This window comes from Rhizobium sp. 42MFCr.1, from assembly GCF_000377185.1.
Classification (GTDB): Bacteria; Pseudomonadota; Alphaproteobacteria; order Rhizobiales; family Rhizobiaceae; genus Rhizobium; species Rhizobium altiplani.
Genome location: NZ_KB897835.1, coordinates 83000 through 97394, shown reverse-complemented (window position 1 = coordinate 97394; position 14395 = coordinate 83000). Strand labels below are relative to the sequence as shown.

At 60.7% G+C, this 14395-nt stretch carries 13 protein-coding genes; 2 read left to right on the top strand and 11 right to left on the bottom strand.

All coding sequences use genetic code 11. The features are described 5' to 3' along the window. Positions 1-67: 67 nt before the first annotated feature. The 7 genes from C934_RS0118105 to C934_RS0118075 form a co-directional block, all read right to left on the bottom strand. Positions 68-1696, bottom strand: coding sequence for an ABC transporter substrate-binding protein (locus tag C934_RS0118105; RefSeq protein WP_018858065.1), 1629 nt, complete (start codon positions 1694-1696; stop codon positions 68-70). Between the two features lie 265 nt (positions 1697-1961). Further along, positions 1962-2918: a sugar-binding transcriptional regulator gene (locus C934_RS0118100; RefSeq protein ID WP_018858064.1), complete on the bottom strand. Its 957-nt coding sequence runs from the start codon at positions 2916-2918 to the stop codon at positions 1962-1964. Between the two features lie 54 nt (positions 2919-2972). Next, on the bottom strand, positions 2973-3677 hold the full coding sequence (locus tag C934_RS32095) for an HAD-IA family hydrolase (protein WP_018858063.1): 705 nt from the start codon (positions 3675-3677) through the stop codon (positions 2973-2975). 72 nt (positions 3678-3749) lie between these two features. Continuing rightward, positions 3750-4499 (bottom strand): glycerophosphodiester phosphodiesterase family protein, encoded by a 750-nt coding sequence (locus C934_RS0118090; protein ID WP_018858062.1) that lies wholly within the window; start codon positions 4497-4499, stop codon positions 3750-3752. A gap of 570 nt (positions 4500-5069) precedes the next feature. Continuing rightward, positions 5070-7364, bottom strand: a complete 2295-nt coding sequence (locus tag C934_RS0118085) for a xanthine dehydrogenase family protein molybdopterin-binding subunit (protein ID WP_018858061.1) — start codon at positions 7362-7364, stop codon at positions 5070-5072. After that, positions 7361-8344 carry an FAD binding domain-containing protein gene (locus tag C934_RS0118080; RefSeq protein ID WP_018858060.1) on the bottom strand — a complete coding sequence of 328 codons (984 nt, stop codon included), beginning with the start codon at positions 8342-8344 and terminating at the stop codon, positions 7361-7363. Before C934_RS0118080 ends, C934_RS0118085 begins: the two co-directional genes overlap by 4 nt. Continuing rightward, positions 8344-8817 (bottom strand): (2Fe-2S)-binding protein, encoded by a 474-nt coding sequence (locus C934_RS0118075; RefSeq protein WP_018858059.1) that lies wholly within the window; start codon positions 8815-8817, stop codon positions 8344-8346. The genes C934_RS0118080 and C934_RS0118075 overlap by 1 nt, the downstream gene beginning before the upstream one ends. A 216-nt stretch (positions 8818-9033) precedes the next feature. Between C934_RS0118075 and C934_RS0118070 the strand changes: the two genes are divergently transcribed. Beyond that, positions 9034-9645 (top strand): TetR/AcrR family transcriptional regulator, encoded by a 612-nt coding sequence (locus tag C934_RS0118070; RefSeq protein WP_245267968.1) that lies wholly within the window; start codon positions 9034-9036, stop codon positions 9643-9645. A 57-nt stretch (positions 9646-9702) separates the two neighbouring features. Here C934_RS0118070 and minE read toward each other — a convergent pair whose 3' ends face one another. The 4 genes from minE to C934_RS33775 form a co-directional block, all read right to left on the bottom strand. Continuing rightward, the gene (minE, locus tag C934_RS0118065) at positions 9703-9963 is read right to left on the bottom strand and encodes a cell division topological specificity factor MinE (protein ID WP_018858057.1); all 261 of its coding nucleotides are present in this window, start codon (positions 9961-9963) and stop codon (positions 9703-9705) included. Continuing rightward, positions 9960-10778: a septum site-determining protein MinD gene (gene minD / locus C934_RS0118060; RefSeq protein WP_018858056.1), complete on the bottom strand. Its 819-nt coding sequence runs from the start codon at positions 10776-10778 to the stop codon at positions 9960-9962. Before minD ends, minE begins: the two co-directional genes overlap by 4 nt. Positions 10779-10810: 32 nt before the next feature. Continuing rightward, a complete protein-coding gene (minC, locus tag C934_RS0118055; protein ID WP_018858055.1) occupies positions 10811-11536 on the bottom strand; it encodes a septum site-determining protein MinC in 726 nt (241 codons plus the stop codon). Positions 11537-11823: 287 nt separating this feature from the next. Further along, positions 11824-11961 (bottom strand): DUF1127 domain-containing protein, encoded by a 138-nt coding sequence (locus tag C934_RS33775; protein ID WP_018858054.1) that lies wholly within the window; start codon positions 11959-11961, stop codon positions 11824-11826. A gap of 351 nt (positions 11962-12312) precedes the next feature. Here C934_RS33775 and C934_RS0118045 point away from each other — a divergent pair, with 351 nt between their 5' ends. Continuing rightward, the gene (locus tag C934_RS0118045) at positions 12313-14394 is read left to right on the top strand and encodes an alpha-ketoacid dehydrogenase subunit alpha/beta (protein ID WP_018858053.1); all 2082 of its coding nucleotides are present in this window, start codon (positions 12313-12315) and stop codon (positions 14392-14394) included. Position 14395 lies beyond the last annotated feature (1 nt).

The window sequence follows — 14395 nt, the reverse complement described above, 5'->3', positions numbered from 1 at the left end:
GTTGCGTTCGTAACGAACCAAATGGATCCGGCAGTTGGTCGCCGCCGGATCCGGTTCATCGCTGTGATCAGCTCGGCCAGTTGTTGGCGCGGAAGTCCATTGCAAAGGCGGGAGCGGCCTTCCACTTGAGCGACGACTTCATGCCGGTGAAGACAGCATTCTGATGCAAGACCTGGTAGACGGGGTCTTCGCGCTCGCAGATCTCGAGCATGCGGGCGAAGGCCTTCTTGCGCTGCGCGCGGTCGGTGCTGGTTTCCAGGATCTGAGACATCTGGTTGACCTCGGCATTCGACCAGTCCTTCTTCTGCTGGACTTCGCCGTTCGGGCCAAACTGGGCAACGATCGAGGAGACGGGATCGTTGAAGTTGGCTGAGGCCGACCAGTCGCGTACCCCCTTGATGCCTGCCGGATCGTGGATCTGGCCCCAGTTTTCCTTCATCTCGATCTCGACGTTGAGACCGACCTGCTTCCACATCTCCACCATGATCTGACCGTTGGCGGTCTGGTTGGTGTAGTAGTTGTTGAGCAACCGGAAAGGGATCGCGTCGCCCTTGTAGTTCGCCTGCTTCAGGAGGTCCTGGGCGAGAGCCGGATTGTATTCCGGAACGGACCAGCCTTCGACGAACATGTCGCCGTAGAACGGAAACTGCAGGCCTGCCGGGATCCTCGTCTGGCCAGCCCACAGCGCGTCGACGATCGCCTGGCGATCGATCGAATGCGTCATGGCGCGGCGGACGAGCGGGTTCTGCAGGATCGGATTCTGGATATTGAAGACCGAGATGCGGTGATTGTTGATCGTCGAACCCTGCACCTCGAAGCCAGGAGCCGCCTGAACGGCTGCGATCTGGTCGGGAGGAAGGTCGCATGCGAAATCATACTCACCGGAAAGCAGACCGTTGACGCGCGAGGCGACTTCGGGAACTTCGACAAAGCGGATCTGTTCGAGCGGCGGGCGACCGCCCCAATATTCGTCAAAGGCCACGAGTGTCAGCGACACATCGGGTTTGAACTCGGCGACCATGTAGGGACCTGTCGTGACCGGCTTGCGGGCCCAATCGACATAGGTCCCAGCTTCGTCCCAGGCCCGACGGTTGGCGATCTGGCTGCCGAAAGCGTAGAGGCGGCCTTCGAGCGTCACGTCAGGCGTCGCGTTGTGGAAGCGAACCGTGTACTTGTCGACGGCTTCGACGCCAGCGAGCGCCGGCCACAGACGACGGCCGACGCCCGGTACCGCTGCCGGCAATTCCTTGACGGACGTCGGCTTGTTGTCGTTTTCGAAGATCGTCTTGCCGCCTGCCGGCTGCGTGCTGCCGCACACGCGCTGGGAGGAAAAGCTGAAGGCGACATCGTCAGCAGTCAACTCGTCGCCGTTGTGGAACCTCACGCCCTGACGCAGCTTGAGTTCCAGCGTCTTGTCGTCGATGCGCTTCCACTCTGTGGCGAGACCGGCAACTGGACCCTGATTGCCCATCCAGTCACGCAGGATCAAACCTTCCCAGAGGTTGGGGAAGAAAACTCGCTCGCCGACATTCGACTGCTCGTTCCAGATATCAAGCGTGTTGTTATTGGTGATTTTCTGCACGGCGATCGTCACGGACGGCCGCTTGCCTTGGCTCAACGCGAAGCGTGGCAAAATCGCGGTGCCTGCAGTTGCGCCAAGCAGCCCCAGGACGTTGCGTCGATTGATAGAAAGCATGAAGGTCCCCTTTGACGAAGTTTTGACGGAAATGGATCGGTCATAATGTCGCGGTGTTTTATGGCAGACTGCATGTCGGTTTCTTGATGAAACGATGAAGTTTACATGACATTTAAGATGATGTATTTGTTAACTTATCTCTACTTTTCCAGGCATCGAATTCCACCCCCAATCCGTCTGGATTTTGGTTCACGGGCTCTTCGTCGAGCCAAGGCGAGCGATGCACAATTCGCCGATCAAGTCGCCTTTTCGGGCGCCCCGACCTTTATGATCCCAGCAGGCTCTGCGCAGTAATCTCGTCGGTCATCAGACCGTTGATCAGGCGTCCCTTCAGGGCAGCCTGGATCGCCGCCAGTTTCTGTTGACCCTTCGCCACGCCGATCACCAGTGTCCTGCTGCAGGATGGGATGGGCGCACTCGCGACGCGATCGTTGGTAATGCCTTCAATCAGCTTGCCGTCCTTGTCGAACGTCCACCCGACAATCTCTCCGACTGCGCCTGCCTCGTGCAGGAGCTTCAGTTCGTCCTTCAGGATGAAACCATCAAGGAAAAGAGGCGCCTGAACGCCGACGTCCCCAATGCCGACAAAGGCAACGTCAGCGCATGCGGCAAGCGATAGTGTCTGGCGGATTACGGGCTGGTTGTGAAGGACCACCCGTTCCTGTCGCGACGAGGCGATAACCGGAACCGGCATTGGAAAGCATTTCGCCGTGATCAGGTCGGCAAGCTTGAAGACCACATTATAGAACCAGACCGAGCCTTCGCGGGTGATATTGCCGGTCAAGGAAACGATCTTGTGCTGGCGTGCTTCCATGGGCACCATTTCCTCGATAGCGGCCTTCAATGTGTGACCGGTACCAATGGCGATCACGGCAGGCTTGTTGCAAGCCAACCGGCGCTCGATTTCGGCAGCCGCCGCCTGGGCAAGGCCACCGCTCAAGCCCTGAGCCTGGTCGCCAGACGGAATGACTTCCACGAACTGCAGCGAAAACTTGCTCTTCAGCCTTGCTGCCATACTCATGCAGTGGCCAACCGGATGATCGAGCCGGATCTTGATCAAGCCCTGCGAGACAGCGCGCGACACGAGACGCTGGGCGGTTTGCCGGGAAACGCCGAGCTTTTGCGCAATCTCGTCCTGGCTGTGCCCCCCTATGTAATAAAGCCAGCCAGCCTTGGCCGTGAAATCGAGCCGGCTGCCATGGTCATCTCGCCTTGCAATCATGTCGCCCCTCTCCCCGCTGGTTCATCCTCATCTGCGTCACGGCGTCGATCGACGTCACGCACCCACCTCGACCGATGGCCGGGCCTGGTGCTGGTTGCCGACTCGTCGCCGCAAGACATGCAGCAGCTCTTTGGCACCGAGAACGACCTCCTCGGCTCCTGCCGCAAACAACGCCTCGCGTCTGCCCGAACGCGGATCGTTTGGCGCCACGAAGCCGATTGCCGGCACACCGGCAGCAACTGCCGCCTGAATACCCGCAGCGCTGTCATCGATGACGATGCTGCGCGCGCTGCTCGCGTTCATTTTGGAGAGGCAGAACTGGATGAGATCCGGCGCGGGCTTTGGGGCGGCGACCATCTCGGCGCTGAATATGTTCGGGGCAAAGTGTGACCACAGATCGAGAAGGCCCAGGCTCTTTTTGAGGCGTTCGACCGTGCTGTTCGATGCGACACATTTTGCAACGTCGAGCCCATCGAGAACGGCGCTGATGCCCTCCATCGGCAGGAGGTCGCGGCGGAAGGCAGCAAATATTTCGGCATGCCATCCGGCAAAAACGGTATCGAGGTCGGCGCAGATGCGGCTGGCCAGAATCTGCCGCAAGTCAGCCTCCGACTTTCCGGTAAACTCGACAAGCACCTGGCGCGGCGTCATCTCCATGCCGGCCTGGGTTATGGCATGCGCAAGCGTGCGCGCCGCAATCGGTTCGCTATCGATCAGCACGCCGTCGCAATCAAAAATCAGAAGATCCAAATTACTCATAGGTTCGCTATTCAGGGTATTCCGTGGTTCGCATGTCTGCGTGCACAGGCCATTGCTGGGAGGCCCAGGTGATCAAGCGGCCGAATGCCGCGATCCGGCGCGCACCGCCAGGGCCAGGGCTGGATCATCGCTGGTGATCCAGCCGACGCCCTGCCCGAGCCAGTGTTCGATCTCCTCTTGCTCATTCAACACCCAGCAGCAGAGACGATCGCGTGAAATGATCGCGGCAACCTCGTGAAAGGTTGCGGCCAGCAGCGACTTCTCGATGGCAACGAGGCCGGCGACTTCCGCAGCTTTGGTGAAGGTCGCAGCCGCACCCAGCGCCTCGGCGGACTTGGCATTGATCGAGCACAGGCGGCCGATTTCGGGAGCAACCTCTTGGCACCGTGCGAGAACCCCCAGATTGAAGCTTGTCAGCAGGCTGCGCCCGGCAAGCCCGTGACGTCGAATGGCCGCTGCCGCCAGGGCCTCAAGCCCTTCGTAATGCGCTCCATCCGCGTCGGCTTTCAGCTCGACATGAAGTTCGACGGGTCTCGAGGAAGCAAACAGAGCAAGCACCTCGTCAAGGGTCGGGATTACCTCCTGCGATCCTTTGAGGCGGGTCGCCTGATGATCGGAAGGTGACAAAGCCCGGACCTTGCCCGCTCCCTCGGTCGTACGCTCAAGCGTGGCGTCGTGAATGACGACGAGTTCACCGGCGTCGGTCAAATGCACATCAAATTCGATCGCATCGACAGGGAGTTCCAAGGTCTTTCTGAAACCCTCAATCGAATTTTCGGGCCATTTATTTCGTGCTCCGCGATGGCCAACGATTTTCGTCATGGGAAATACCTTCCGTAAAGATCAACTGGTCGAAAGTGCCGCCTCCCGGAAGCGACGCTTGTCTGCCAGCAATGTGACAGGCACCGTCGCGTCTCGCGGCCAAGGCAACAGGAGCGAAGTATCGACGCTTCCAGAAGCTGGCATCGCGTGGGGCCTTCGGTCTGCGCTTTAGCCGCCTAACGGACAGCGTTAGCGGCCCGGTATAGTGAGCGCAGATAACCGTTGCGTGACATCTACCTCCACGGATGAGCAAATGCTCAATTCCGGGAACAAGGCGCGCTGATCGGGTTCAAAATTTGCGGTGCGGTTAGCGGCATTGGAGCGGCTTCATGTGCCTGAATGCCAATGGCTGCCGTCGATGCTGAGATATCAGCGAAGCCTTGTGATTCGACATCCTTCCGGTAGGTGCGAATTCACGACCCGCCAGGCACCAGGCCCGCGGTCGCGGATGTATTTTTCATAAGGCAATCATTCCCGCGCAATCCAATCACGGATGCGCGGGAACCCGCCATACGCTTTACGCTGCACGGCCCGTCGCCTGCGCAGAACGCAAGCCGACGAAGCCACTCGTCACTGCAGCTTCTCAAGCGTTATCGGCAGGTCGCGAACCCGCTTGCCGGTGGCGTGAAAGACGGCATTGGCGATTGCCGGCGCAACGCCGACAATGCCGACTTCGCCGACACCCTTGCCCCCGAGCACCGAGGCGTTGAGGTCGGGGATGCCAACGGAGATTACCTCGATCGGCGGAATGTCGGCATTGGTCGCAACGAGGTAGTCACCGAGGTTGTTGTTGATGACGCGCCCGTTGCGCGGGTCAACCAGGCCTTCCTCGAGCAGCGCCTGACCGATCCCCATGATGATCCCACCACGCCATTGGCTTTCGGTAAGCTTGGGGTTGTAGATCCTGCCGCAATCGAAGGCCGAGACCATGCGGGAGACACGGACGGTACCGAAATCCTCATCCACCTTCACTTCCACAAAATGCGCGCACCAGCTGTGCATGGCGAACTCGCCCGCAGTCGGCCCCTTGATGCTTGTCATCGTGGTCCAGGCTTTCCGGTGACCTTCCGGCCCCTGCTCTCCCTCTGGAAGAGTGTTTCGCCGTGTCTCAACGCTGTCGCGGCCAAGAGCTGTCATCAGCTCCGGGATGGAGACCGAAAGCTCCCCGTCGCGAGGCACTGAAATCCGACCGCTCGCGAGTGTCAGCGTATTGGCGCCGGTATCACGGAAAGGAGAGGCACTGTCGTTGAGGGCAAGCTCGATCAGTTCGTCGCGGGCAGCCGATGCTGCCTTGTGGACGGCCCCGGTGATTGCGCCGGCAAGCATCGAGCCGCCAGCAACCGTAGCACCGGGAAGCGAGGAGTCACCAAGCCGGACATTGATGCTTTCGACCGGAACACCGAGCACTTCAGCCGCGGTTTGGGCGAGGATCGTGTAAGTGCCCTGTCCCATGTCGATCGCGCCACTGACGACTTCCACCGAACCATCGGCGAGAATTCGGATCAGTGCCTCGCTCGAAGCGCGCAGAACCGGGAAGGTTCCGCACGCCACCCCCCAGCCGATCAGTTGTCTGCCATCTCGCATCGAGCGTGGCTCGAAACTGCGGCGTGACCATCCGAACGCCTTGCCGCCCTCGGCAAGCGCCTCGCGCAAGCGGCGGGTCGACCACGGCTTGCCGGACTGTGGGTCCACCTCGGCGTAATTGCGCAACCTGAGTTCGACAGGATCGATCCCGACCGCGTAGGCGAGCTCATCCATGGCGCTTTCCAGGCCGAAGGCGCTTGGATTCTTGCCAGGAGCGCGCAAAGCTCCCGGCACAACCGTATTGACAGGAACGATGCTGTGTTTCGCGCTGAAATTCTCCACAGCGTACATCAGTGGCGTCGCGGCGTTTGTCTGCTCGGGAAAATCGGCGTAAGTCGCTGTCTCGCTGGCACCCCGATGCACAATGGACTGCAGCACGCCATCGGCGTTGGCGCCAAGAGCGATTGTCTGCCTGGTCGCGGCACGGCCACCATAGGCCGTAAAAGTCTGCGGGCGCGCAACAGCGAGCTTTACCGCTCGCCCAAGCTTGCGCGCTGCTGCCGTTGCTACGGCGCCATAGGCATAGGCTGTTGCCTTGGAGCCGAAGCCACCACCGATAAAGGGCGAGACGATACGCACATTTTCAGGGGGCAGTCCGTACCACTCGGCATAGGTGCGGGCCATCCCGTGCGTCCATTGGCTCGGTTCCCATACGGTCAGCTGATCACCGTCCCATTTGGCAATCAGGCCATGCGGCTCGATCGTCACGTGATATTCGCGTGGCGTTCGATACTCTGCCTCGACACGCACCGAGGAGGAGGCGAGCGCGGTCTCGGCATCGCCCCAGCTCACCGTTAGCGCATCGAGCAGCTTTCCTTCTCCGGCTTCTGGGTTATCGAGATCGACGACCGCCGGCCCTTCCTCGTAGGTGATGTCAACCAACCTTGCCGCTTCGGTTGCCTGCTCCAGTGTTTCCGCGATCACGGCGGCAACCGCCTGACCGTTGAAGCTGACATTGTGCGAAAGGGGATGATAGGGCTGGTTGTCCGGCCGGTTTCCGTACCAGTCGGACGCCACCTTCAGGCCGAGATCGACATCGGGTGTCAGCACCAGTAGCGTGCCTGGAGCCGCCTCTGCCCGCGTCGCGTCGACCTTTACAACCCGACCGGCAGCAATCCGGCTCTGCACCAAGACAGCATATACCAAGCCCTCGACTGGCTGTTCCAAAGCATAGGTAGCGCTACCGGTGATCTTCAGCTTTCCATCGAAGCGCGAGAGGCGACCGCCGATCGTACCGTCGGAAGCATCACCACGTTTGTTTCGGGGTTCCATGATGGTCATGCGAGACCTCCCAGATTGAGGATGGCGCGCGCAATGACACGCGGCGCGAGTTCGACCTTGTAGCGATTGGCGCCATGCGCGATGGCTCCATCCATCGCCACTCGGCTTGCCTTCTCGATGATACCGGCATCGAGGGGCTTCCCAATCAGAGCCTCCTCGACGGCTCGTGCACGCCAGGGCTTGGTGGCAACGCCACCCAACGCGACGCGGATGTCGCGGATCGTCCTGCCGTCTGGCTCCATCTCGAGACCGACGGCAGCGCTTGCGGCTGCGAATTCATAGGACTGGCGGTCCCGGATCTTGAGATAGGTCGAATGTCTGGCGATTGGCGACGCCGGAATGAGGACCGCAACCACCATCTCGCCGCGCTCAAGGATCGTTTCACGATCGGGTGTGTCGCCGGGAAGCACGAAGAATTCGTCAGCAGTCACCTTTCGGCCACCGAGGTCGATCGTGGCGTCCAGTGCAACCAGCGCAACGGCGAGATCCCCCGGATAGACAGCAATGCACGCCTCGCTGGTTCCGAGCACCGCATGATTTCGGGTCACACCCCCGATCGCCGAGCAGCCGGAACCGGGGTTGCGCTTGTTGCAGGCAGAAAACGTCGCAGGGTCACGGAAATAGGGGCACCGCGTACGCTGCAGAAGATTGCCGCCTATCGTCGCCATATTGCGCAACTGAGGAGAAGCTGCCAGCAAGAGCGACTGCGAAACGGCCGGATAGTCGGCGCGTATTCCTGGGCTGTGGGCCACATCTTCCATTTTCGCCAGCGCGCCAATGGTAACGCCATCAGCATCCGCCGCAATCTGCGACAGACCCGAAAGGTGACTGATATCGACGACTGAATCGGGTTCCGCAACACCACATTTTGCCAGGTCGAGAAGCGTCGTGCCGCCGGCAAGCAGCATCGCGCCTGGCTGCGTGGCATGCTGGCGGGCGTCGTCGAGCGAACCTGCCCGGAAATAGCTGAAGTCCCTCATCACGCCATCTCCGCCGCTTCGCGGACCGCCGCCACGATATGATTATAGGCGCCGCACCGACAGAGATTGCCGGCCATGTATTCCCGGATTTCGTCGTCCGAGCCCGCTCGCCCCTCGCGGATGCAGGCGACGGCCGACATGATCTGGCCCGGCGTGCAATAGCCGCACTGGAAGGCGTCATGTTCCAGGAAGGCGGTCTGTACCGGATGCAGGCCGCCGCTTTCGGCCGCAAGTCCTTCGATCGTCGTGATGCTTCGCCCTTCGACCTGGGCGGCGAGCGTCAGACAGGCGAGCACGCGCTTGCCGTCGACGTGGACGGTGCATGCGCCGCACTGCCCCTGGTCGCAACCCTTCTTCGTGCCAGTAAGGCCAAGTTGCTCACGCAGTGCGTCGAGCAACATCACGCGCGGTTCGACATCGAGATCATGCCGCCGTCCGTTGATGTCCAGGGAAAGATGAACCGTTCGTGTCATGATAAGCTCCTGCTATCGTCACGAGATTGGATGTAAATCCAGAAAGAGGGTGGCCGCCGGGAATAGGAGCGCTACCTAAACTCACGGGAAGCAAGTCTGGGCACGTTTCGACATGACATCCTGCCCCCTTCTGGATTAAGAGGTAAAAGGCACCTCCTCACAAACGGAGGAGCCTCCGTTTAATCTAGTGACTTGCCGGTTGCCGTCAAGTCCGGAATGCGCTTGGAGCTTATTTTGGCCTCGGCACCGCCGAAGACAGCACAGTCGACACCGCCGCCACTGCGCGCCGACGCCCGTCGTAATCGTGAGAAGCTCGTAGAAGTCGCCGCCGCCGTCTTTGCGGAAGCTGGCGTCGAAACATCGCTGGAAGACATTGCCCGCCGGGCCGGCGTCGGCATTGGAACGCTCTACCGGCATTTTCCAACGCGCGAGCATCTGGTTGAGGTGGTCTATCGGCGGGAACTGGAAAGCCTCGCCGCGGCGGCGGCGGATCTCGCGGCAAGCCACGCGCCTGACGCTGCGCTGGAAGAATGGATGCGCCGCTTTGTAGGCTACATTGCCGCAAAGCGGGGGATGGCAAGCAGCTTGAAAATCCTGATGGACTCCAACGCCTCGTTGTTTGCCGAAGGCAGCGGCATCCTGCGCGGCGCCGTTGAACGGCTCCTGAGAGCGGCAGCCGATCAGGGCTTCATTCGAAACGATATCGACACGAGCGACCTTCTGCACGCCCTTTCGAGCATCTATTCGCTACCGGCATCTGCGGAGTGGCGGGATCGCTCGAACCGGCTGATCGGTCTCTTGATGGATGGGTTGCGGACGAAGAAGTAACGCCATTGCCAGGCTTTGCGCCAAGCGGGAGGCGGCGCTCGTGGCGCCGCCCCTTGCTCATGCTGCCCGGACGGTCGCGCCCAGTGGGATTTCGACGTCGATCTCGAGGATCGACATATGCTCGTCGCGATCCATCGTCACGCGAACCCGTTCGCTATCGACCTGCACGTGTTTGGCGATCACGGCGAGGATCTCCTCGCGCAGCAACGATACGAGATCGGATCCTGCCGAAACGCGCTCATGCGCGAGTAGAATCTGTAGTCGTTCCCGGGCCGCTGGCGCGGTCCTTTGCTTGCCAAAGATGCTGAAGATGCTCATGCAGCGGCCCTCCGTCCGAAGATCTTACCGAAGATGCCCCGCCTTTCTCCCGGAACGACGACTGGAAGCTCCTCACCCGCCAGCCTGCGCGCAGCATCGAAATAGGCCATCGCCGGCGCGCTGCGGCTATCGGCCAGGGTCACGGGGGCACCGATGTTGGATGCGCGAAGCACATCCGAGCTTTCTGGGATGATGCCGAGAAGTGGGATGGAGAGGATCTCCAGCACGTCATCGACTTTCAGCATGTCACCGCGTTCTGCACGGTTGGGGTCGTAGCGCGTCAGGAGCAGATGTTTTTCCATCCGTTCTCCGCTTTCGGCCTTCGCGGTCTTCGAGTCGAGCAGCCCGATGATACGGTCGGAATCACGGACTGAAGAGACTTCGGGATTAGTGACGACGACGGCGACGTCGGCGTGGCGCATGGCAAGCGTGGCACCGCGCTCGATCCCGGCCGGGCTGTCGCAGATGATCCAGTCGAAATGACGCTTCAGGTCGTTGATAACGCGCTCGACGCCTTCCGCCGTCAGGTTGTCCTTGTCGCGGGTCTGGGATGCCGGCAGCAGGAAGAGCGTCTCAAGTCTCTTGTCACGGATCAGCGCCTGCGAAAGCTTCGCGTCCCCCTGGATGACGTTGATCAGATCGTACACGACCCTTCGCTCAGCGCCCATGACGAGATCGAGATTGCGCAGGCCGACGTCAAAGTCGACAACAGCGACTTTCTCGTTTCTTTGAGCCAAGGCTGCTCCGAGGGCTGCGGTGGATGTGGTCTTGCCCACTCCGCCCTTGCCCGAAGTGACGACGATGACTTTCCCCATCTTTCTCTCCTGTGTGATAGCCAGCTTCGGGCCTAGATAAGTTTCTCTGCCTTGATCGATTCGCCTTCCAGCCAAAGCTGAACGGGCTGTCCGCGAAGGTTCGGCGCTATGTCTTCCGCCATTTTGTAGATGCCATCTATCGCCACCAACTCTGCCTCAAGCTTGCGGCAGAAGATCCGGGCCGATGTATTTCCGACGGAGCCCGCCATGGCCCGCCCCCTCAGCGTCCCGTAGATATGAACCGAGCCACCGGCGATGATTTCCGAACCTGAAGCGACAGACCCGATGACCGTGACATCGCCTTCCGGAAAGATCAGCGACTGGCCTGAACGGATCGGCTCGCGGATGACGATCGACTGCAACGCAGGTCGGGCCTCGACGGCCTCTGGCTGGGTGGCGCGAACATCGATGACCGGCTCCTGCTGCGGAACCTCGAAATCCGAAACCGGGCGCCCGCCCTTGAGGGCTGGGGGCATGCCGGGGCCGATCAGCGACGGGCGGCAGCCCTCGATGCCCATGATGCTGACGTTGCGCTGCGCCAGCTCGGCAATCAGGCCCTTCAGCTGCGCCCGGTCGATCTGGAGATCGCCGACGTCGAGCACGACCGGTCGCCCCAGGAAGAAGCCGGCGGAGCGCGCGGCAAGATCGTCTAGTCTTACGAGCCAGTCATCGAAGGGAAGATCTGGCGAAAGCATGACCGCCAGAAAAGAGCGGCCCTTGATACGGATCGAGCGAGCGTCAGTTAGCACTTTGGTCATCTATGTTAAGAAATCGTTGACTATTTCTATGTCTGATTTGGTTAACAAATAGTTAATTTCGGGCGCCCAGATCATTAACAGATCGCAAATCCTCTCACCGCAAATCGAAGCTACTAGCCCCTGATGCGCTGACAGCAGGCATCTTGGATCGCCACTCTGGGGTAAGCGAGGATGCCTTCTCATAAAGGGGTGTCGCTGGCAGCGGACGCCAAGAACCTGCCAGGCAATCCCCGAAACAATAAAGGCCCGCTTGGGCGGGCCTTGAGGTCTGGGTGTCGTTCGGTGCCTTAGCGGCCGTAAACCAGCCGCTTGATGTCGCCACGGCTGACGCCGATGTCCTTCAGCGCCGAGTCGTCAAGTCTGGAAAGATCTCTGTATGCCTTGCGGAGCTGAAGGAACTCTCCGATCTTGTTGCCGATTTTCATGTCATATCTCCTTGTGCGATGCACAATTATATAGCGCATTGCTTTATGAATGAGCATTTCGAAAATCGCATATGAGGCATCTGGAATTCGCAGCCTCGAGATGCAGGTTGCGAAGGAAACTTGCACGATCCCCTCGGCGACACGCGGATCTGCCCGACGATTCGATAGGCAGCCACCGGCAATACCGGCCAAACCGGAACCTTATCGAGAATGCCGAATTGATGGTGTGAAATATCGCCGTCTGGTGAAATGGACGTTTCATACCACCGTGCCTTTCGCGGAAAACTGAAACGAAATTTCTCCAAGGCTGTACTAACCTCCTCGTGGATCAGAGATTTGGGAGGATCGAAGATGGCACAGGCGACCGCGCTTATAATGCGTGGCAGGAACGCACCCGATGAGGGAATAGACTGGAAGCGCGTTACCTATCTCCTGCATCTCTCGCGCGTCCTTGACGAGATGGAAGAAACGCGGCTCGTCCCCGAGAAAAAGATCCTCTATCAGTTTTCCGCCCGCGGCCACGACATGGCGCAGATCATGCTCGGGCTGCAGCTGACGAACCGCCACGATGCTACCTGCGGCTACTATCGGTCACGCCCGCTGCTTTTGTCGCTCGGCGTCGATCCGGCCGATGCGCTCGGCTCGGCGATGGCGCGCGCCGGCGGCTATTCGGACGGTCGCGACATTGGCGTCGTCTTCAACTATCCGAACCGCGACGGCGCCTCAGCCCTGCCGATGTGCGGCGGCGTCGGCGCCCAGTACACCCCGACCGCGGGCTGGGCCCAGGCTATTCACTACCATGCAACGGTCCTCGGGGAGCATGACTACAGTGACGCGATAGCGGTCGTCCTTGGTGGAGATGGCTCGGTCGCATCGAATGGCTTCTGGTCGGCACTGACAATCGCCACAACGCAGAAGCTGCCGATGTTGTTTTACGTCGAGGATAACGGCTTCGGGATCTCCGTTCCCTCCGATATGCAAACGCCGGGCGGAAACATTGCAGCCAATCTCGCGAGCTGGCGCGGCCTTGCCATCTTTGAAGGTGATGGCTGCGATCCCGCTGACGTGGCTCGCCTCACGCAAAACGCGGTCGGTTTCGTCCGCGAGCAGAGAATGCCCGCTCTCCTGCGGCTGACGGTTCCGCGGCTGGAGGGTCATAGCTTCCAGGACACCCAGTCCTATAAAAGTGAAGAGCTCGTAAAGGCGGAATGGGCCCGCGATCCGCTGCCTCGTCTGCGAGACTACCTGGTCCCCTTGGCAATCAGCGCGGACGAGTGGGAAGCCTGCAGGCTCGGGGCCGGCGACACAGCGGAAAAGGCACGCGCGGAGGCTGAAAGTCGGGCTTTCTCGTCTCCCGAAACCGTCACCCGCCATGTGTTCTTCGACGGGGAAATGCAGTCAATGGGCGGTCAGCACTGCGACGGCTACCAGGCTCCGGAATGCAGCAACGAGGCCGCGCCAGATGGCCAACGCATCAATATGGTCACGGCGATCAGGCGCACACTGGACCACGAATTGGCCACCAACCCACGCGTGGTGCTGTTTGGCGAGGACATTGGTCCGAAGGGCGGCGTTCACGCGGTCACGCTTGGACTCCAGGAGAAATTCGGCAAGGACCGTGTCTTTGACACATCGCTGTCGGAAGAAGGCATCGTCGGTCGCGCCGTCGGGATGGCGCTCGCGGGCCTCGTTCCCGTTCCCGAGATCCAGTTCCGCAAATACGCCGAGCCCGCGACCGAACAGATCAACGATTGCGGTACGATCCGCTGGCGCACCAACAACCGGTTCGCCGCGCCGGTCGTGCTGCGCGTGCCCGGCGGCTTTTTCAAATGTGGGGATCCGTGGCACAGCCAGACGAACGAGGTCGCCTTCGTCCATCAACCAGGCTGGCAGGTTGCCGTTCCCTCGAACGCCGAAGACGCAGTCGGGCTGTTGCGAACGGCCCTGCGCGGGAACGATCCGGTGATCTTCTTCGAGCATCGCGCCATGCTCGACCATCCATGGGCTCGTCGCCCCTACCCCGGCGACAACTTCGCGCTTCCCTTTGGCAAGGCACGCTTTACACGCAGGGGCGACGCAATCACGATCGTGACCTGGGGTGCCATGGTTCCGCGCTGCGAGGAAGCGGCAGAAGGCATCTCCGCCGATGTCATCGATCTGCGAACATTGACGCCGTGGGACCGCGAGAGCGTCATCTCGTCGGTTCGTCGCACACGGCGCTGCCTTATCGTCCATGAGGACCTTAAGACAGCCGGCTTCGGCGCGGAGATCGCCGCCGTCGTTGCTGACGAGGCTTTCATGGATCTCGACGCCCCGGTCTCGCGGTTGACGATGCCTGACATCCCGAGCCCGCACAATCCGTCCCTGCTCGAATGGGCACTGCCGTCAGTGGACCGCATCCGGCAGAAGATCACCGCCCTGGTGGAGTACTAGA